The organism is Nostoc sphaeroides, from assembly GCF_003443655.1.
In the GTDB taxonomy this organism is placed as follows: Bacteria; Cyanobacteriota; Cyanobacteriia; order Cyanobacteriales; family Nostocaceae; genus Nostoc; species Nostoc sphaeroides.
The window spans coordinates 434,221-454,284 of record NZ_CP031941.1; the positions used below are offsets into that span (position 1 = coordinate 434,221).

General features: G+C 41.6%; 18 protein-coding genes. 6 read left to right on the forward strand and 12 right to left on the reverse strand.

What is annotated here, in order from left to right; genetic code table 11:
* Positions 1–174: 174 nt before the first annotated feature.
* A complete protein-coding gene (locus tag D1367_RS02070) occupies positions 175–1,005 on the reverse strand; it encodes a segregation/condensation protein A (RefSeq protein WP_118162287.1) in 831 nt (276 codons plus the stop codon).
* A gap of 193 nt (positions 1,006–1,198) precedes the next feature.
* A complete protein-coding gene (locus tag D1367_RS02075; RefSeq protein ID WP_118162290.1) occupies positions 1,199–2,284 on the reverse strand; it encodes an AI-2E family transporter in 1,086 nt (361 codons plus the stop codon).
* 127 nt (positions 2,285–2,411) lie between these two features.
* Between D1367_RS02075 and pdxH the strand changes: the two genes are divergently transcribed.
* Positions 2,412–3,056, forward strand: a complete 645-nt coding sequence (gene pdxH, locus D1367_RS02080; protein WP_118162292.1) for a pyridoxamine 5'-phosphate oxidase — start codon at positions 2,412–2,414, stop codon at positions 3,054–3,056.
* 107 nt (positions 3,057–3,163) lie between these two features.
* On the opposite strand, the gene D1367_RS02085 is transcribed toward pdxH, so the two are convergent.
* Complete coding sequence (locus D1367_RS02085; protein WP_118162294.1) at positions 3,164–3,781, reverse strand: FMN-dependent NADH-azoreductase; 618 nt, start codon at positions 3,779–3,781, stop codon at positions 3,164–3,166.
* A gap of 149 nt (positions 3,782–3,930) precedes the next feature.
* Between D1367_RS02085 and D1367_RS02090 the strand changes: the two genes are divergently transcribed.
* Positions 3,931–4,257, forward strand: a complete 327-nt coding sequence (locus D1367_RS02090) for a winged helix-turn-helix transcriptional regulator (protein ID WP_118162297.1) — start codon at positions 3,931–3,933, stop codon at positions 4,255–4,257.
* 173 nt (positions 4,258–4,430) lie between these two features.
* On the opposite strand, the gene D1367_RS02095 is transcribed toward D1367_RS02090, so the two are convergent.
* Together D1367_RS02095 and D1367_RS02100 are read right to left on the reverse strand one after the other, a co-directional pair.
* Entirely contained in the window at positions 4,431–5,309 is an 879-nt protein-coding gene (locus tag D1367_RS02095) for a DUF3153 domain-containing protein (protein ID WP_118162299.1), read from the reverse strand.
* Between the two features lie 790 nt (positions 5,310–6,099).
* Positions 6,100–6,642 (reverse strand): tetratricopeptide repeat protein, encoded by a 543-nt coding sequence (locus D1367_RS02100; protein ID WP_118162301.1) that lies wholly within the window; start codon positions 6,640–6,642, stop codon positions 6,100–6,102.
* 170 nt (positions 6,643–6,812) lie between these two features.
* Here D1367_RS02100 and D1367_RS02105 point away from each other — a divergent pair, with 170 nt between their 5' ends.
* Positions 6,813–7,220, forward strand: a complete 408-nt coding sequence (locus tag D1367_RS02105) for a hypothetical protein (RefSeq protein WP_118162304.1) — start codon at positions 6,813–6,815, stop codon at positions 7,218–7,220.
* 158 nt (positions 7,221–7,378) lie between these two features.
* Here the strand turns inward: D1367_RS02105 and argB are convergent, their stop codons facing one another.
* From argB to D1367_RS02120, 3 genes are all read right to left on the reverse strand, one after another.
* The gene (gene argB / locus D1367_RS02110; protein ID WP_118162306.1) at positions 7,379–8,272 is read right to left on the reverse strand and encodes an acetylglutamate kinase; all 894 of its coding nucleotides are present in this window, start codon (positions 8,270–8,272) and stop codon (positions 7,379–7,381) included.
* 295 nt (positions 8,273–8,567) lie between these two features.
* Positions 8,568–9,113, reverse strand: coding sequence for a shikimate kinase (locus tag D1367_RS02115; protein ID WP_118162308.1), 546 nt, complete (start codon positions 9,111–9,113; stop codon positions 8,568–8,570).
* 78 nt (positions 9,114–9,191) lie between these two features.
* Positions 9,192–9,962 (reverse strand): RNA-guided endonuclease InsQ/TnpB family protein, encoded by a 771-nt coding sequence (locus D1367_RS02120; RefSeq protein ID WP_338042139.1) that lies wholly within the window; start codon positions 9,960–9,962, stop codon positions 9,192–9,194.
* A 240-nt stretch (positions 9,963–10,202) separates the two neighbouring features.
* Here D1367_RS02120 and D1367_RS30355 point away from each other — a divergent pair, with 240 nt between their 5' ends.
* A complete protein-coding gene (locus tag D1367_RS30355) occupies positions 10,203–10,349 on the forward strand; it encodes a hypothetical protein (RefSeq protein ID WP_181985038.1) in 147 nt (48 codons plus the stop codon).
* A 238-nt stretch (positions 10,350–10,587) separates the two neighbouring features.
* On the forward strand, positions 10,588–10,743 hold the full coding sequence (locus tag D1367_RS30360; protein WP_181985039.1) for a hypothetical protein: 156 nt from the start codon (positions 10,588–10,590) through the stop codon (positions 10,741–10,743).
* A gap of 14 nt (positions 10,744–10,757) precedes the next feature.
* On the opposite strand, the gene D1367_RS02130 is transcribed toward D1367_RS30360, so the two are convergent.
* Positions 10,758–13,562, reverse strand: coding sequence for a Calx-beta domain-containing protein (locus D1367_RS02130; RefSeq protein WP_118162313.1), 2,805 nt, complete (start codon positions 13,560–13,562; stop codon positions 10,758–10,760).
* A 1,148-nt stretch (positions 13,563–14,710) separates the two neighbouring features.
* Between D1367_RS02130 and D1367_RS02135 the strand changes: the two genes are divergently transcribed.
* Positions 14,711–14,905, forward strand: a complete 195-nt coding sequence (locus tag D1367_RS02135; RefSeq protein WP_100901787.1) for a hypothetical protein — start codon at positions 14,711–14,713, stop codon at positions 14,903–14,905.
* A 19-nt stretch (positions 14,906–14,924) separates the two neighbouring features.
* Here D1367_RS02135 and D1367_RS02140 read toward each other — a convergent pair whose 3' ends face one another.
* From D1367_RS02140 to D1367_RS02150, 3 genes are all read right to left on the reverse strand, one after another.
* The gene (locus D1367_RS02140) at positions 14,925–15,620 is read right to left on the reverse strand and encodes a LapA family protein (protein ID WP_118162316.1); all 696 of its coding nucleotides are present in this window, start codon (positions 15,618–15,620) and stop codon (positions 14,925–14,927) included.
* 166 nt (positions 15,621–15,786) lie between these two features.
* Positions 15,787–16,407 (reverse strand): flavin prenyltransferase UbiX, encoded by a 621-nt coding sequence (locus tag D1367_RS02145; RefSeq protein WP_118162319.1) that lies wholly within the window; start codon positions 16,405–16,407, stop codon positions 15,787–15,789.
* 17 nt (positions 16,408–16,424) lie between these two features.
* Entirely contained in the window at positions 16,425–18,779 is a 2,355-nt protein-coding gene (locus D1367_RS02150; protein WP_118162321.1) for a ribonuclease R family protein, read from the reverse strand.
* Positions 18,780–20,064: the final 1,285 nt, after the last annotated feature.

A 20,064-nucleotide genomic window follows, 5' to 3' on the forward strand; every position in this document is an offset into this window, starting at 1 on the left:
CAATTTTTATTTCTGCTTTTAGTTATTCCTGTTTAAGGGATAACAGTAATTTGGTGGTTCTTGCAACCATAGGTATACTTAGATGACAAGCGATCGCTTATCTTTTCAATTTACTCGGATTTTGGGACTGAATCAAAAATCTGTAAATTATCTGTAAGGCTACTTTTCGCTTTTTTAGTTCATCGACTGCTCAAAAGGTTTACCAGTCTTAGCTGAATCTGTAAGTAGCCGAATTTTAATCTCATGGTAAAACTCCTCTTGAAACAGTTCTACTTTCGATTGAGCCGAAAGTAGTAGTAGCGCCCAGAAAACGCTAACTAGGTTACTGTGTTTAGAATCATGTCCAGACCCATTTTGGTTGAGATACTTTGTCTGAGTCCACAACTCTACAAGTTGTTCTAAATTCAACCAATTTTGTTCTAAATTTAGCTCCCTTGCCGATATATTCAACACCTGCTCCAGTTCCCTAGCTACTTCCGTCAGATTTTCCTGGTGAGCTAACTCCAGCGCCTCTCGCATACTTTGGACGCTAGGCAGTCGTCTGGGACGAATAGGTTTGCTGACTTTTTCTACCAGTTTTAGCTGGTTCGCCATAATCTGCAATTGCTTAATTAACTCTTGTAGAGTCACCCGGCGCTTTGGTGGCGGCATTGCCGATGCCCGACGACGCAATTGCCGTTCTAATGGTAGACGATGACCCTGATGTGATATTCCGTCTTCATTTTCCAATAGGGAATCATCTACTACACCATCTTGGATATCTCCTACTGTTGACAATTGCATCAAAGTATTGGCTTTGAATAATACCAGCATTGATGCTGACAAAAAAGCCTGTCCAGATTGAGACAAGTCCGATTCATAACCTCTTCTTATTGCCTCCGGTGCCATCAGTTCTAAGTAACGGTCAATCACCTCAATCACTTGGACATCCCAAGGGTCAATTTCTCCCTGTTGGGCTTGGTAAATCAGGAGTGTGATTGTTTCTAATAGCTCGGAAGCTTCCATTAAAGGGTTCTAAGTTAATTAATCAGAATCAATCACTATTGTGAATTGTGAGATCAGATTGTGCAACTTTTGACCTTGGGCATTGGGCATGGAGAAGAGACAAGGCAGACAAGGAAGAGGGGGGGAGACAAGGGAGAGGAGAGACTTGTTCAAGAATTCCCCCTTGTCCCCCTGCCCCCTGCCCCCTGCCCCCTTAATCAGGGGGTGGGTCATGAGTAATAGTAACACTTGATACAAAATCACTTGGTTTGCCGCTCTTGATTGCATCGAAAGTGCCTTTAATAGTACCAGCAATAGGAACAGCAACAAGTGTCCCCAACAAGCCAGCAATCTCAAATCCCATCAAAATAGCTACAAAAATCCAGATGGGGTTCAGCCCAATAAAGTTGCCGAGTAACCTGGGAGCTAACAAGTTATCTTTAACCTGCTGCATGAGAATTGCCGCGATCGCAACTTGAACTGCTAACCACCAATTTTGCAGCAGGACTAAAATCGTCACTAGACCAATGCCGAGAGATGCCCCGATAAAGGGAATGAGTTCCGAGATCCCGATTAATATGGCAAACAACAGGGCAAAGGGCAGCTTCATCACCAAGAAAATTGGCGTCAGGGTTAGCACCATGAACAGTCCTAGCAACAACTGGCTGAGGAAAAAGTTCTGAAAATTTAGGCGCAAGGATGCGGTAAGAGGATCTGCAATATTAGAGGGCAAAAGATTGACCAGACCATACCAGACGCGATCGCCATATAAAAGCATATAAAATGCAAGCACGATTACTAACACTACGTCAAGTAATCCTGACAGCAGTGTTCCAGCAAATCCCACTGCACCAGAAGCTAGTTGTTGTACCAGATTCTGAATGTTGGCATTGATTTGACTGCTCACAACCCTCAAATCAATTGGCAAACGTCGTTGTTTTGCCAGCTTCTCAAACTGCTCTAAGTTTGCTTGACTAGCGCCTAACCAATCAGGGATATTATTTAACAGTTGGATTGTTTGGTCAATGATCAACGGCACTAGCGTGACGCCCAGAATTCCAAACAGGGTTAACGTTGCAAGTAAAACTATGATCACCGCCTGAGTGCGCGTAATTTGAGCACGTTCAAAGAACTTAACTGGATAATTTAGTAGAAAAGCCAAAATTGCCGCAATGATTAAGACGGTAATAGGATGCTGAAAATAGCGAAAAAGCACAGACAGCAGCCAGACATTGAGAGCGATAATCGGGCCGCTTAGACCATAAATTAACAGGCGTTGAAGGGAGGCCAAACGGCGCATCTTATGCAACCTATTTTAGATATTCTTTAAGAGAATTTGTAAAATTCTTGATGGTGCTGATCATCATCATAGATATTTTTAACAAAGACATGTATAAGCGTATCTGATAACAAGGAAGTAAATCAAAATGGACAAAACCGTAGCCGACCTTCGCAAAGACTACACCTTGGAAGGTTTGAGCGAACTTGAAGTTGACCTCAATCCGTTTATCCAATTTAAAAAATGGTTCGAGCAGGCACTAGCAGCCCAACTCCCAGAACCCAATGCCATGACCATTGCTACCGCCACACCAGACAGTAAGCCGTCAGCCAGAATGGTGCTGCTGAAGGATTTTGATGAACGGGGCTTTGCTTTCTTTACCAACTACAACAGCCACAAAGCACAAGAACTGGCAGAAAATCCCCAGGCGGCTTTAGTCTTCTGGTGGGCAGAACTGGAACGTCAAGTCCGAATTTCCGGGTATGTGGAGAAAGTTTCTGAAACTGAGTCTGACCAGTATTTTGACACTCGGCCTGCCAACAGTCGCCTGGGTGCGTGGGTATCTAATCAAAGTGAGGTGATAGAAAGCCGAGAAGTCCTGGAGCGACGTTTGCAGGAGTTCTACAGCAAATATGAAAATCAGGAGATTCCTCGACCACCTCATTGGGGAGGCTTACGAGTAATCCCTACAGAAATTGAGTTTTGGCAAGGACGCTCTAGCCGCTTACACGATCGCTTACTCTATAGCCGTTTAGATAATGACACTTGGAAAATAGAGCGGTTGTCACCGTGAAGAAGAGGCAGGGGGCAGGGGGCAAGGGGAGCAGGGGGAGCAGAGGAAGAAGAATCTATAACCAATGCCCAATGCCCAATGCCCAATTCTCAATGCCCCGCGTCACATTACCATTGAGCAATCAAATTTTGAATTGCTGCCCGTGCTTCTGATAAAGATTGGGTACGGGCATCTCCCTCATTCAGGCTATTAGCGTTAATAAATTGAATGTCTGTAATTCCAATAAAGCCGAAAATCGCCCGCAGGTAGGGTTCTTGGAAGTCATAAGCAGCGTAAGGAGATGTCGCGCTAAAGTCACCGCCGCGAGCTGTAATGATCACCGCCTTTTTACCCTCGACTAATCCTCTTAAGCCTTGAGCATCTATAGCAAAAGTCCGGTTAGCGCGAACGATTTGGTCGATGTAAGCCTTAAATGTGGAAGGTATATTGAAGTTGTACATTGGCACTCCAAAGACGTAGCGATCGGCTGCCAAAAACTCATCAATCAATTCGTCAGAAATCCTAAGTGCCTCAGTTAATTCTGGGGTATGGGTTTCTGGTGGTGAAAATGCAGCTGCAATCCAAGCTTCATTAACGTGAGGAATTGTGTGACGCCCGATATCTCGATAGGCGATCGCATCTTCAGGATGTGCTGCCCTCCAACCACTGACGAATTCTTTAGATAGTTCCCTGGAGTGCGATCGCTCACCACGGGGACTGGAATCAATATGTAGAATGTTTACCACCAAATATCTCCTGATTAGCTAGCATTTACTGCTTTTACTTTTTTTGAGTCTAAATTTCAAAGCATTACATCAGATACTAAAAGTAACTAGTTACTAAAGTAAAGTAGTTACCATAAAGTAACTGCCGCACAATTTTAGCTAACTTATCAATGTCTGTCTCTAAAAATCCTGATGCTTGCCCTGTCAATATTTTGATGTCCTTACTATCAGGCCCCTGGACAATGTATATACTGTGGGTGTTGTGTAATAGTGGGCCTACTCGCTTTGGTGCATTAAAACACCTAGTTGAGGGCATCTCTACCAAAGTTTTAACGGAAAGACTGAGGATGCTTGAGGCAGCAGAGATTATTTATCGCCATTATGAACCAACTGTCCCACCCCAAGTAACTTACGGTCTTACAGAACGTGGTCAGGAACTCATTGATGTACTTCATCAACTCAGTACACTTGCTGAACGTTGGTATGGCAGCAAATAAGGGGAGCAGGGAATGGGGAATGGGGAATAGTGACGACTGAAGTTGTGGGATTGGAATAAGAACGCTTTATGCGTCGTTGCAAGCAATCTCAGCATAATTTTTCTTTTTGAGTGCGGCTCTAAACCCAGAACTAAAGTTATTCCCTATCCCCTATCCCCTTGTCCCCTTGTCCCCTATCCCCTATTTACTGCTACTTTGGGAGGAAACTGAATTCTGGGATCTGGCATGAAATTGTATCTCAAGTACAATCCTCCCCAGACAAACATGATAATTAACAACCCACCAATACCAAGGGGACTGGGAAGCCAGAAAACAGCTTCTATGTGGTTTAACTCACCAGGCTGGAGTTTCCACACTAATCGATTGCCATTTTTTTGTGGCTCTATTGCAGTTTCAGTTAGTTGAATATTTTTGGCTCCCCAAGGAGTCTTCAAGCTAAATTCCAAGTCGAGAATTGAACCAGCATTAGCCAAGACGTTACCTTTGCTGGCAATTAAGGATAGCGATCGCAAATCCAAATCATAAATTAACCGATTTCGGACTAAAAGTAAAAAATTGTTCTGCTCCAAGAGGACATTTGATTCAATTTTCGGCAGTTCTGAGTCAGATTGGCTTCCCACTGACTTAGAGGCTTGATTCGCACGAGAGTTAAAAAATTCGTTAAACTTCTCTTGTAATTCCCTACCACTACTAAAAGGAATTGTGACAATGATTTCTTCTTGTGAAACTCGCTGTGTTTTCCCCTCTAGTTGACGGGCGCGGCGCTCTATGCTATTCAACCATTCGTACACAGAATCGCCACTAAAACTAGTTAGCCGCTCTCCCAACTTAATATGCTGTACTAGTTCGCCACTATTTGAGTTGTCAAAGTTAAGCCCCACATCGTACTTAACACAGCCAGTCAGTAGCAGGGATGTTACCAGCACTAGCCACAGAATAGGATTTCGCATGGGAAAGACGCGGTTCATTCGATTTCGACCATTCGGTGTCAATACAAAACTAAATGGTTTGATTAACCACAAGAAAATCTTCCCGAAAATTGAAGAATACATAACTACAAGTCTCTCCAAAAGTCAAACTTTTTAACCAATCTTGACTTTTGCCTCAACGCAAGGCAATTTGGTGTTAAAGGTTTCCACACCAGTTTCTATAATTTTGGGAAAGTTCGCAACAGACTGGTAAAGTTTATTCAATGACTACAAATTTGCAAAAGTATTGTTGTATACTCGTTAAGTAATTATTACTTAAATTTTCAACAACTATTTTTCTGAACATTACATCAATCACTTAACTAATAATATTGGCTCTTGCGTTGGTTTTATGGTACGGCATTAAAATACCCATTCTATAGAAAGGCTCAAAAATTTAAAATCCAGTCATAGCAAGGAATATAGGCTCTGATTAGATTTTATTTATTATTCGGCTCCATAAAAAGAACTGAAGATCCATAATATTTTGCTTTGTCGATTTTTGGATTAGAAAATTTGGATAAGAACTCAATACAGTTCAGTTAAGCAATTTTTTCCTTCTCTTTCTTCTCTCTGCGTCCTCTGCGTCTTGGCGGTTCGTTAAAAAATTGACTTGGATAACAGAGTTTTAGCCTTAACCCAAGCGTATTGGATAAGAACTAACTCGATGTTCAACAATTTAATTCTGTCATTAACTCTTGCTTATTGCGAAATTTTAGGCGTAGGCAAAGCCCGCCGCAGGCATCGCTTTGGGGCTTAAAAAATAATCAAGCGCGAAAGGAAAGATTTTTTCGTTGGTTCTTAACCTTCGTTGTGATCAAGAGTAATTGAAATTACTGCTTATAGTAGGTGACTAATCCAATGTAAGCTTTTATCAGCTTGGGTTTCCTGAAAAACTCAACCAAACCAAGTACGAGATGGTTAAACCAATGGCAATTAGCGCCACCCAGATAAAGCGATTATCTTTGGTATTGACCTGACTGAGGTCAACGAATTCTGGCTCCGTAGGTTTAGGCTTCTGCTGCACAGAAGATTTAGTAGACTTAGCAGCAATAGAAATTTTGAGTTCATTATCGGCTAGTGCGCCCAAGTCTGGGATTTCGGTCATCCACTCACTGGGCCTTTTCAGCTTTGGTGCTTTTAAGATGTAAAGCATCCGTCGCGCTTGTTTGCCAATTTCAAAATGGGCATGGCGTTTAAGTCTTTCGCAAAGAGCGATGGCATCATCGGTGCGTCCAGCTGCTTCATAAGCTGTCACCAGATGAATTTCTACTTCCCCCCCAAGGCGAGAATTACGAGCTAACAGGGCGCTGGCCTTTTCTAAATTTTCTATGGCTTCGCGGTATTGCCCATTTTCAAAGGCAACTTTCCCAGCCTGGTAGCGGCTTTTAGCAATGTCTAAGCTTTCTACACTCACGGTTTATACAAAAATCACCACTATTTTAATTTTGCCAATACCAGCAATCTTTTTGGAATTTTTTCAAAAACTGGCATACCTGAAGCTAAATAAACTTCTAAAATTTTAACTAAGTAGCTGCAACTATTTTCTGATTAAAAATTCCGGTATCAAATGCAGGTGAGCAAAATATGTTGAAAATCAAGCATTCGCAACTAAATTGGCTCTTAGTAGGCATGACTATAGCAGTGATGGGTGTAAGCATTGCTCCAGCTTCGGCCCAGCGTGTGATCGTTATTGATGGCGCTTATGGAGCCAGGCGATCGCCTTCTGTGGGTTCGTTCATTTATGGTAGTCCGATTGCCACACCTATGCCTGTAGACCCAACAACGGGACTAATACCACAACGCACTGATTACTACAATTATTCCTATCCCCAGATCAGGCAGAACGTGAGAAATTCTACCCTGATTAATCCAACTTTGATTAATCCGGCAATTCGAGATTCAACCATAGTTAACCCAGTGATTATAGATAACTCATGGCATCGTAGATCATTTAGCGGTGAGCGATCGCGTGTTTTCATTTATCTCCGGTAAAGAGAGATGAGGGAGATGAGGGAGAGCTTTTTACTCCAAACTTATAGCTCTTGTACAGACGCGATTCATCGCGTCTCTCCTCAATACTCTTGTACAGACGCGATTCATCGCGTCTCTACTTCTAACTCTTGTACAGACGTGATTAATCGCGTCTCTACTTACATAAACTGCGAACCCAAAATCATCGTTCCAATACCAACATCAGTAAAGATTTCGAGTAATAGGGCGTGGGGAATACGACCATCGATAATGTGTGCTGCACGGACTCCTTGAGCAAGCGATCGCACACAACAACTGACTTTAGGAATCATCCCACCGCTAACTATACCATTGGCAATCAACTCGCGGGCTTCACGAATATCTACTTTCGGAATCAAAGTAGATTGGTCTTTGTAATCTTTTAAAATTCCACTGGTGTCAGTCAGTAAAATTAACTTTTCTGCTCCTAGTGCAGCAGCTATTTCTCCCGCTACAGTATCGGCGTTAATATTATAAGCTTGCCCCGTTTCGTCTGCGGCGACGCTGGACACTACCGGAATATAGCCATTGCTAGCGAGGGTGTCCAAAATCTTGATATTCACATTGCTGACTTCCCCCACAAAACCGATGCCTTCTTGACCTTGGGGACGGGCTGTAAATAGATTACCGTCTTTACCGCAAAGTCCTACAGCCAATCCACCTGCTTGGTTAATTAGGGCGACAATTTCTTTGTTAACTCGACCAACTAAAACCATTTCCACCACATCCATTGTGGCGGCATCAGTGACTCGCAGACCATTTTTAAATTGTGGTTCGATGCCCAGCTTATCTAACCAACTGTTAATTTCTGGGCCACCACCGTGGACTACAATTGGACGCAAGCCGACGCAGGATAAGAATACAATGTCGCGGATAACCTTGTCTTTGAGTGTACTATCTTTCATCGCTGCGCCACCATATTTGACAACAACAGTGCGACCGGCGAATTGTTGAATATAAGGTAGTGCTTCGCTTAGTACACGTACACGAGTGGCTTCAGTTTGCCTGATGTATTCAGAATCGTTGTCCGTCATGAGGAGCCTAACAGAGAGAGTTAAAACCTATGCAGTCAGTGTAGAAGACTTTGTAACTCGTCACAATCTCTGATGCCAAATTCGAGTACTTTTGTACTATAATGACTCTAATAATTTTCTCGACTTGCCAATGTCAACCAACTGATAGCCTCTGGTTTTTAAATCCTTATTAGCAAAAGCTTTTAGCGTCCTAATCGAGAACTTGAAATTTTGGAAAATTCCGAAGTGGTTACTGCTAATCCAGAATTACCAGATTTATCCTACGGATGGCCAAAATTTGGTAACTTGAGTCTTCCTAATGAGAAACTTGTGTTTTGAGAACACTAGGAATTCCCTCAAGTATTCGCTTGGCAACGTCTTCAGGTGTATCTCCCTCTCGCTCGGTGATGTGCAAATCGGCTTGAGAGTAAAGTGGTGTTCGTTGTTCGAGGAGCGATCGCAATTTCCCTTTAGGATCGGCATCTTGCAGCAGTGGTCTTGTGGTATCCTCAGCTAAACGGCTGTAAATTATCTCCACTGGCGTATCTAGCCAGACTATCAAACCGTGGTGCAAGTAACCCCAATTTTCTCGCCGCAGTACAATGCCCCCACCGGTTGCGATAGTTAACCTTGTAAAAGCACAAACTTGTGAAAGTACGTCGCTTTCTACCTGGCGAAAGCCTGCTTCACCAACTTGTGCAAATAACTGATTGATAGATTCGCCTGTTGCTTGGGCAATAATATTATCGGTATCCACAAACCCATAACCCAATTCTTTTGCCAGTAAGCGCCCTACTGTCGTCTTACCAACGCCCATTACCCCAATTAAGTACAAGTTGACTCCTTGTAATAAGCTGCTCACCAGTTGTTTCGCTCCAATTCTGAGTGCTGAATCACAGTTTCTAATTATAAACTTAACGACTCATACGTGCGTAATGAACTACCCCAAGCTGGCTTCGCCTGAGCTTGGGGTTTCTACATTCCCCAAGTCATTTTTAGCAAGCTTCCCTTGAGATTTCTGACGCTTCGTTTGTCCCAGTTGCTTCAAGATCCCCGCTTTTTTTCGGGTGCGTAAAGTAGAGCTAGTAACATCAGCGTCTGCGAGGACAGTTCCTGCCCCCGGTAGATTACCTTTAGCCCAGTAAAGCATAACTTCGGCAGCAGCTATATCTCTGTCCTGGATATATCCACAAGCATTACAATTGTGAACTCTAATATCAAGTGTCTTCTTGTGCTGGTGTCCACATTTAGGACAGGTTTGAGATGGTTTTACCTGTCGGGTCGGGACTTCTATAAATACGCCACCAATCTGCTCAATCTTGTACTTAATGGCGTTGCGTAGCATTCCAAATCCAACATCAAGAATAGACTTGTTTAGCCCAGCCTTCTGTTTTTTGCGTTTGCCTCTTTTAGCTTTAGCGGTTATGTTTTTGACTTCTAGCTTTTCAGTTGCGATGAGGCTATTACTGCTGACTATTTCTATCGCAACTTGGTGAACCCAATTCTGGCGTTGATTTGCAACCTTGCGGTTAAGCTTTCTAACTTTTAATTGAGCCTTTTTAAACCGTTTAGAAGCCTTTATTTTTTTCTTTCTATTCGGCGCACGTTTGCGCCTTTTATCCTTAGATGCTTTTTTGATTAAATGTTCTGCGCTCCTCAAAAACTTGGGTGCATCAACAATAAAATGATTCTCACCATCAGTAATTGACAATGCAGATTTGCATCCCAGGTCAATACCAACAGCACCACATTACCCCCTGTTTTGTTTATCTCTTTGTGTATACAATTAGAATAACACTTATTCTGGTAATTACATGGCTAGAACGGAAAAAGTTATAGTGAGACTAACTAAGCAAGAAAAGGAAAAAATAGAGAAGTACGCAAAATATTTGGGTGTTTCAATGTCTGAAATAATCCAAGATTATATAAAATTATTGCCAAATAAAGATTGTTGACTCCGACGCTCGTTCCTCGCTACCGCTTCGCTATCATGTATCCATTCCCTTATCAACTAGAAGTTGATTTTGGTCATAGATACAATCGTCGTCAACCGCTATCCTTCCCCACCCAGCATGAAGCTGAGGGTGGGGAAGGATAGCGATACGTTCAACCCAGGCCTGGGTTAGGTTGTGCCAACGCACTCGATCGCCCACAACATTGGAAAAGCGATCGCTAATAAGATGATCATCATAATATAATTTTTTCTTATAGGAGCGTTTCTTGATAAGATGTCAATGAAATATGAACTTAAATTTATCTGAAAAATTTTATTGTTTTACTCAAATACAAAAGAGCGATCGCACTCTGCTTAGTCACAAAGGCGATCGCACTTAATTATGTATGACAATGGAAAAGAGATGGTACTGTGGGTAATTACAAAGGCGATCGCACTTGATTATGTAGGACAATGGGAAAGCGATCGCACCCTATTTTTACCCACCCAAACAAGCGATCATTATTTAAACTATCAACCAAAAAATGACCATCACTGAGATATTCTGATCATTTAAGAAACACCAAAATTTCCACTAATTTGTTCTTCAACATACATTTTTATTCCATAGGCATTCGCGGAACCATACTTCTGAAGTACATATCCTAAATCTAAGACACTTGCTTTCGCTATTTCCTTCCCAAGGTCTTCGATGTTATTCTTAATCTTAGATACATCGAGCGATTTAATAGAATCTACAGTTTGATTCATTAATCGAATAATGTTTAACCCTGTCTGTCCAACATCACTATCTAAGGAAAAACCAAAATCATCATACAAGGTATATCTTAAATTTCCACTCCAAGTTCCACCGTTACCATTATTGTTGAGTGAAATAATAAAATTATTCATGCTGATTTCGGCTTTCTGAATCCCATGAATAATGATAAATAAATTTCCATTTTCAAAACTGATGTGTGGAATATCAATTTTGTTTTGTATATCTCTTATCATAATGTTTCCGTCGATAAAGCCTTGATTAAACTGCTGATTAATCTTACTGCTTATTAAATTTTTAGCTTGAGTAATTTTATTGTTAAAATTCAAATTTGGATCATTTTTGGCTTCTTGAACAAGTCGATTATTTGCATATAGCACTGTTTCACCACCTCTTCCACTTAAGAAGTCTTGATAAAAAGGCAAGGTAACTGATGGATCGCCGTTCTTAAACCATGTACCTGATGCTACTAAAGTCTTGAAAGTGTCTTTTAAAATTCTTTCTAGAGAAAAGGATTCAAAAGGTTTCCAGCCCAAAATATTGACGCCTTGAATATCAGAATCAAATTTTGCAATTACTCTTTGTGGATCAACATAATAATCACTACCACTCATATAACTATCATAGTTACTCTTACCCATTACAAAATTATTAGGGATTCCTATAAGAATAGGAGATTGATTACTATTATTGGGTGAATTCTTATCCGTCAAAGTGACAGTCGCCGTCTGAGCATTCCCCAGCGTATAGGCATTACCAGCAGCCAGAGTCAAAATCACAGACTCATTCCTTTCAAAAATAGAATCATCCTTCGGTATTACAGTCACCAAAGTAGTAGCTGCACCCGCCATAAAAGTTGCATTACCACTCAAATTACTATAGTCTGTACTGTTGATGGCTGTCCCCGCAATGGTGTAATTCACTGTTAGGGCCGAAACAACATTCCCTGTCCGAGTCAGAGTAAATTGACCAGGATTTGTGGGTTTTCCAACTAAAGTTTCACCTGCATTGATATCAGTAGCGCTGATGGTAATAATGGGTTTATCGTTGTCTGCAATATTGACTGTGGCGTTTTTTGCTGTACCCAGGTTGTAATTTGTACTAGTTGCTAATGTGAGTACAACCGTCTCATTCCCCTCAAATTGTCCATCATCAATGGGTGTAATATTAATTAACGCTGTGGAAGATCCAGCTGCAAATGTAACGGCATTAGTTAATTTGTTGTAATCTGCACTATTGGTTGCTGTTCCCGCAACAATGTAATTAACTGTTAGCGCTGAAGTATTATTCCCTGTGCGTGTGAGGGTAAATTGACCAGGATTTGCTGTTTGTCCAGCTAACGTTTCACCTGCATTGATATCAGTAGCGCTGATGGTAATAATGGGTTTATCGTTGTCTGCAATATTAACTGTGGCGTTCTTAGCTGTACCCAGGTTGTAATTTGTACTAGTTGCTAATGTGAGTACAACCGTCTCATTCCCCTCAAATTGTCCATCATCAATGGGTGTAATATTAATTAACGCTGTGGTAGAGCCAGCCGCAAAAGTAACGCTATTGGTTAATTTGTTGTAATCTGTACTATTGGTTGCTGTTCCCGTAATGGTGTAATTTACCTGAAGAGATGAAGTTATATTCCCTATCCGAGTCAGGGTAAATTGACCAGAATTTGCTGTTTGTCCAGCTAAAGTTTCTCCAGCATTGGCATCTTTGGCAGTGATATTAATAGTAGGTAAAACTATGCTTGATTGCTCAACTTTCAGGAATTGTCCATCAACAAAAATCATGGTGCTATCGTCTTCAGCACGAATTTCTGCAATTTTGACTGGGCTTAATTTTTGACCTCGGACGACTGCTGTAAACATTTGACCCTCATCGCCAGGAGTATCAACAAAATTGAATTGTTTATCGAGCCAATGTCCAATTTCTTCTAGTATTGTGTCGCCAATTATGGCGGTATTTCCACTGTTAAGTAATCCTTGTGAAAGATAAATTTTATCTGTTGCTCCGGCAAAAGCCCCTAATGTATTAGTAGGAAATACAGATTGCTCACGCACTTCAATTTTTGGTAGCTTACTAAAATCGCCTGCTTGCCATTGTTCAGTAATTATATTGATTTTTTCAGGATTAACATTAGTGCCAAAAATTGACTGTATCATCTGCTCAAAATTAGGCGACTGCACAAACTTCTGTAGTGTTAGGTATACATCTTGTTGGAGAACACCAGATATAGTATTGGAATTTAAGCTAATCTCACTAGAGTAGCTATGATTTCTCGCTATGAGTAAAGCATCTTGATTAATTTCTACTGGATAAACTAAAGGTAGATCCTTAGTATTGCCCGTTAGCGATATTGGCGATGTGGTGGCATTTGCCTCAATAGTAGAAGGTTGCCAAAAATTGTATAATAAATTCTCGTAATCGTTAAAAGAACTGCTGTCTATTAAATTATTTATTTCAATTTTTGGTAAGCTAAACTCACCCTTATTTCGTAGAGATGAGAAAATTTCGTTGTGGAATTCTGGATTAAATTCTGAATTATTAAAGGAAGATTTTAGAGATGGATCTAAAGGATTTTGTTGTGGCAACTGAGACTCAAACATTTAACTTTTCCTGGACACTTTTAACCAGAATAAATTCATACTTTTGATATGTCAGGAAAAATTTTTCACCTTTACTGAATCTTTAAGTTGAACGAGGAGATGTAAAAACTTAAAGATTAGAGGTCATTTATAAAGTTTGGTTCTACCGCTTCTTTTATGTTGGAGCCACTAAAATTTCCATTAGCAATTTCCGCAGAACTACAACTGCCAAGTAAGCATCTCAGGAGTTAATTTTCAACGGACGTCAAACTAATTCATAATTGATAATTAATAATTTATAATTTAGGGAACCCCAAAAAATAAATTATTCCACATTAAAGTCGTTGACTGTTGACTGTTGACTGTTGACTGTTGACTGAAAACTCGTGAACCGTCAACGGTGAACAATAGCAATGGAATATTTTTTTACTTGGAAGTCCCTTAAAGACGATCGAGGACTCGCTAACGCTTCGCTATCAGTGGGAGCAAGAAATGCTCCACTGTCTTTTTGCCCAATGATTTAAAAATGAGCGTGGGGGCTGCTGTACCCATTTTAAAATTTATGAATTATGAATTAATAATTATTTGGTCAAGCCTTTTTCCTTTGCGAAGTTCAAATTTATGTATAACTTTTATAACTTTAAATTGTTTTTAGCTTATACAAATTCATCTTTTATTTGAGTTGAATAAACCGATGTTATTACTGTTCTTAATGTATTTAAAGTAACTAAGGCAATAGATTAAGACTTTTCTGTGAAATGACCATAAATAATAAACGATAAATTTGTCATAAATCTAGTAATATCACTGATGTAACTTGGTATTTGCTGTATAGCGATCGCTATGCTTAACGAAAAAATTAATATAGCTTGTTTGAAACTTTATCCAAACATTTTCTGTCTATTTAAATAATCCGAATTTTCACTCTGGTGGCTACTTTTAAGTATACACAATACTGTGTTTCTAATAGCACATGGTCGTTATTCTAAAAGTTCAGTTATAACAAGCGCAAACCAATTAAGTGTTTCCTATGAAGGTGTAAATAATGACTTATATCCTGCGATCGCCCAAAAAAAGCTTGCCAAGTTGAAATTTCGGCACAAAGACTACTGCATATTTCACCCCAATAAGCCTGAATGAATAAATATAGGATGGATGAGGCGTCAACTATGACTCGAATTCGTGATGTTGTACAAAAAGCTTTAGCAACTGGCTATTTGACAGTGGAAGCTGAAAATCAACTACGACAACTGTTGACTTCCCGGTATGACTTGGAAGATTTTAATGCTTTCATGACTTTGCAAGAAGCTGCCATGACTGGTAAGGTCAAGCAAGAGTCTAGAGAGCGGTGTGGCATCAAATAGAGACGTAGCCTGCTACATCTCACCGACGGGGGCGTTTACCATCATCTTCAAAATCATCATCATCAAAAAATTCCCAATCATCATCATCATCGGCTTGATTAGTGGTTGGCGGCTGATAAGGGGGAATGATTACCCGGTAATCAGCATCATAAACAGATTCAGTTTTTCCCGCAGCCGTATTTTTTGGTTCCCGGTAGCTGTAGGAATAAACTGAACCAGACTGAGAACTGCTTTTGGCTTCTGATTGGCGTTCGTAAGTTGTAGAGTCTTTAGGCTGTTGAGCTTGAAAATTAGGAGTAGGTGTTTCCTCTGACTTTTCATCAAAGTTCCAATCATCATTACTGCCATTTGTCTCCCAATCATCAAATACATCACTAGTAGGCTCTTCTTTTTTACTAGCTGGTGGTGGAGAACTGGCAGGGCGAGATGTAGGTTCTTCTCTACGGGTTGCCTTCGCACGAGGCGTTGTGCTTCGGCGGTCAGGAGTTTGGCGTTGTCCTCCCCCAAAATAATTAGATAAGTTAAACAAGGTAGCAATCAATATAGATGTGAAAGCACCAGTGGCAGTACTAAACAAAATCCATATAGCTAGTGGTAATGGTTGAGTTCGCACGCCCAAAAATACTAGCGATAGGGCAGGTGAGAAATTTTGGACTAATAACAGCGTTAGTCCTGCCAGTACTGCCACCAATAGAATTAAGCGAATTACAGCCATAGCAATTTTGTCATTTGTCAGTTATCAGTGGTCAGTCGTCAGTAGTCAGTTATCAGTTTGAATATTCTTCGCTAATTACTGTTCACTGACTACTGACACTATCAGCCATCTCTATCATTACCTTTTTAGGACTATTGTGAAATTTACAATAAATCCATTGAGAATGTTAGCGACGACCTTGCCACCTCTGAATTGGAATGCAGTCAATATCTAGTTGATCTAAAGCACGGGCAACTACAAAATCCACTAAATCCTCAATGGTTTGGGGATTATGATACCAGGCAGGAATAGCGGGGACAATTCTCACTCCAACTTCTGCTAGAGAGGTTAAGTTACGGAGGTGGATGAGGCTAAAAGGCGTTTCACGAGGAACAATGACTAGCTTTCGTCCTTCTTTAAGTTGGACATCCGCTGCCCGCTCTAGTAAATCGGAACTCAAGCCAGCCGCTAGCTTTGCCACAGTGCCCATGCTGCATGGAATAATTATCATCCCCAGACTGGCAAAAGAACCACTGGCAATCCCGGCTCCAACGTCACCCCAAGGATGGCAGCGAAGTTTACCCGAAATTGCCACTCCAGCTTGCTCTCGCCAGAATTGTTCTTGCGCGGTTGGTTCTGGTGGCATCCGAATTTCCTGTTCTGACTGCCAAACCATGTAAGTAGATTTAGAGGCAACCAATTCAATACTAAACTCCGCTTCTAGCAAAAATTTGATTGCGCGAACAGCGTAAATCAGACCAGATGCGCCTGATACGCCTAAAACTAGAGGTTTTGTGTTATTTGACACGTAGTATTTACTTAATTTTACTCATCATCAGAGTAAGAGTCTAGGTCATCAGGTTCAATGTCATTTGGTAAGTAGAGGTCTGAAAGCTCCTCATTGGAACCCCCACCAGTTAAACCTCTGGGTACGCCATCGCTGCCAACTGTTACCAAATCAATTTGCTGACGGTAATAATCGACACTCTTAACTTGGACGGCGACGCGATCGCCTAATCTGTAAGAAGCGCGATTTTTGCGACCAAACAGTGCTTGTTGTCTGGCGCGATATTCATACCAATCATCTTTGAGAGAACTGACGTGTACTAATCCTTCTACCCGCAAAGGCACACCAGGATTACTGCTGGACTCCACTTCGGCGGCTGGTACTTCAATTTCCACAAAGAAACCGTAGGATTGAACCCCGGTAATCACGCCTTGAAATACCTGACCGATGCGTTGCTTCATCAGTTGGGCTTTTTGCAGTCCGGCTAAATCGGCTTCAGCTTCTTGGACTTCTTTTTCTCGGTCGTTGATTTGGACAATTACCCTAGTCAAATCGCTTTGGAGTTCTTGTTGCAATTCTGGGGGTAAAACGTTCCAGTTAATTTCCTCGTGGCTGGAGGAGTGGCGCAAGTTAACGCGCTCTCTCACACGGGTATTGCGGCGATCGCGTCCGTTTTCGAGTAGCGCGTAATACACTCTCTGCATCAGCAAATCTGGGTAACGTCGCAAGGGAGCGCTAAAGTGGACATATTGCGGTAATGCCAGACCAAAGTGAGATCCTTTGGTGGTGCTGTACGCTGACGGCTTAAGTGTATCTTGTAACAAGTAAGTTAGAACTTGCTCAGAAGGAGATTCCGCAAAAGCTGTGGTCAAATGTTGATAATCTAAGGGTTGGATATCGACTTCTGGATCTAATGTGAGGTCAACACCTAAATTGACTGCCAATTTCAGCATTTCCTGGACATCTTCAACATCGGGTGTACCTTGAACTCGCCAGATGGCGGGAACACCAAGAGCATTTAAGTGAGTTGCCATCAGTTGATTAACTAACAGTACCAACTCAGTGAGTAGCGATCGCACTGGTAAATCATTCACCACCACAGCGCCGAGAATCCCCTCATCATAATAGGCGTTTTGGCTGGGCGGCAGATTCAACTGGAGGCTACCACGAGTCAAGCGTACCTGTTTCACAGATGTTTGCAAGGCTTGGAGGTCTTGCAATATTTGGGAAACCTGTGATGATTGCTCAAGAGATTCACCTGTGAGAAAAGCTTTGGCAAGTTCTGTAGTCAGTGCAGTTTCGACGTTAATTACACTGGGTTGAATTTCCCACTCTAGGACTTGTCCAGATTGGGGATCAATGGTAATTAAAAAAGAGATGGTTAAGCGATCGCTCCCAGGTACTAAAGAACAGCGTTCTACCACACCTGGGGGCAAAATTGGCAGTACTAATTCTCCCAGATACACTGATTTACCCCGTTTGAGTGCTTCTCTATCTAGGGCTTCGTCAGGTTGGACATAGTGAGAAACATCGGTGATATGAACGCCCAAAAGCCAATTTCCGGCTAAGTTTTTTTCTAAACTAAAAGCGTTTTCTATAACTTTGGTATCGCCATTTACCCCTTCAATGGTGAAGGTAAATAAATTACGCAAATCCAGCCGATTTTTCAGGTCTGCTTTGAGTAGCTTTTTGGGTAACTTGGCGGCTGCATCTAGGACATTATCTGGAAAAGTCCGGGAAAGGTCGTGTTTGCACGTAACTAAATCTATATCAGCAGCAGCTTCGGCATCGCTACCGAGGATTTGCACCACTCGACCAAGGGGAGGATATTGTGCCAAAGGGTAACGCAAAACTTCTACATGAACCAAGTGATCGATCGCTTCTTCCAACTTTGCCCCGTTAGGCTGGATTTTGAGTTCAAACAGCAATCGATCATCTAAAGGCACAGCCCTAAAACCAGCTTCCACCTGCTTAATTCGTGCCAGTAAAGTGTGGTTAGAACGTTCTAGAATCAGCTTCACCTCCCCTTCGGGAGAGCGACGGCGACTACCTTCTTTGAGAACTCTAACCAAAACGCGATCGCCATTCCAAGCATTACTCAAATGACTTTCGCGGATGTAAATATCCTCAGCTCCTTCCACATCTTGAATAGCAAAGCAAAAACCTTTACTAGAACAACGGAGTTTTGCTTCGATTATTCCCTCTTCTGAGACACGGCGGTACTTGCCCCGTTCCTTCACTAAAATACCGATTTTTTCCAGAACATCTAAGGCAATGTGAAGTTTTTGTAAGCTTTTTTCATCTTCACAGCCAAGTTTCTTTTCTAAAACCTTCCGAGCTACCAATTTATCATCGGTGAAATTGGCAAGGAGTGTAGCGATTGAAAATTCCATGCAGTGAACCGACCTTTGGTCAAAACATCATTTTTGTTTAACAAAACAGAATTCAGGAGTCAGTCGCCAGAACTCAGAATTGAATTCTCTGTAACTTGCGGACAGCGCAGTGGTAGCGAGTCCGCAAGCGTCTGAATCAAGAGGTTTAAGTTTCCCACAAAAATTTTCTTGTTTTGTGGTCAACTTTTATAGTGGCGGGTCTCTCTTACAAAGTTGCTCCTTTTGGGGAGACCCCAAGACCGCACTTTGCGCTGAATTCCCCACTATATTTATTCTGAATTCTGAATTTTGAATTCTGAATTCTTCTTCAATCTGGTTCTTTTCTGTAGACCCTCACGGCTTACAGAAACAAGTTGGAAACGAATTGCCCTGAAGCAAGGCTTCCTAAGTTCTAAGGAAAGGAAGCCCGACCCCGCAAGAGCGATAAACTACTCCTGCAGTTGGGAGCAAAGGAAGGCGACCCACAGACAATGGGCGTCTACGAACTTCTCACTGCACGATGCTCTCAGAGTTCGCCTGCGTTCAAGTCTCTTCACCTAACCAAACTTAAGATTACACGCCTGATTAGGATTTAGCCCCGCTAGGTAATTACGCGACGGGTTTTTGAGAAGCTGGGTTTAGAGAATCCATACTGCCCAAAAGCGCTATGCAGGGGAGCCACTGCGGTCTTGGGGTTTCCCCAAGTGGAGGAGGCAGTGCGGTCTTGGGGTCTCCCCAAGTGGAGCAACTGCCGTCAAGTGGCGTGGAAACTACAGGTGTTTGATTGTCTAGAGTGAAGGTAATTTTACGACATTAGACTCTGATTTTGAACTAGGCGGAACTGCCGTGAACCCAATTTTCCCACATGTAGAATCGGTAACAATTAGGTGAGCAGGTTAATAAGCAGTGAGGGCGAACCTTATCTCCATTATTGTAGATTTAGAGCGCACTTCCAGAAAATACTTCTAGATATCGAGTTGGGTAATCAGTATAGCATTGCAGGCAAGACTACCCAGATAAGTTAGCACTAGCCAAAAATTCCGTCAAAAAAGAGCTACTGCTACAATTGGAACACGAGACAAAGCAAGAATATCACCTTGATAGAGAATTATGCTTACTCATAGCCTGCCAAGAAAGTGATTACACATACTAAGCAATTAAAAATGTCTAGCGTCTTGTAGAGAATAAATGCAATATTGGCAGGCATTCTGGGTATCGAGTCGATGTAAATTAAAGTAAGGGCTGTTTACCTCGCTTGAACATACAGGTAGGATCAACCCCGTTATTAAAAATATTTAGATTGGTA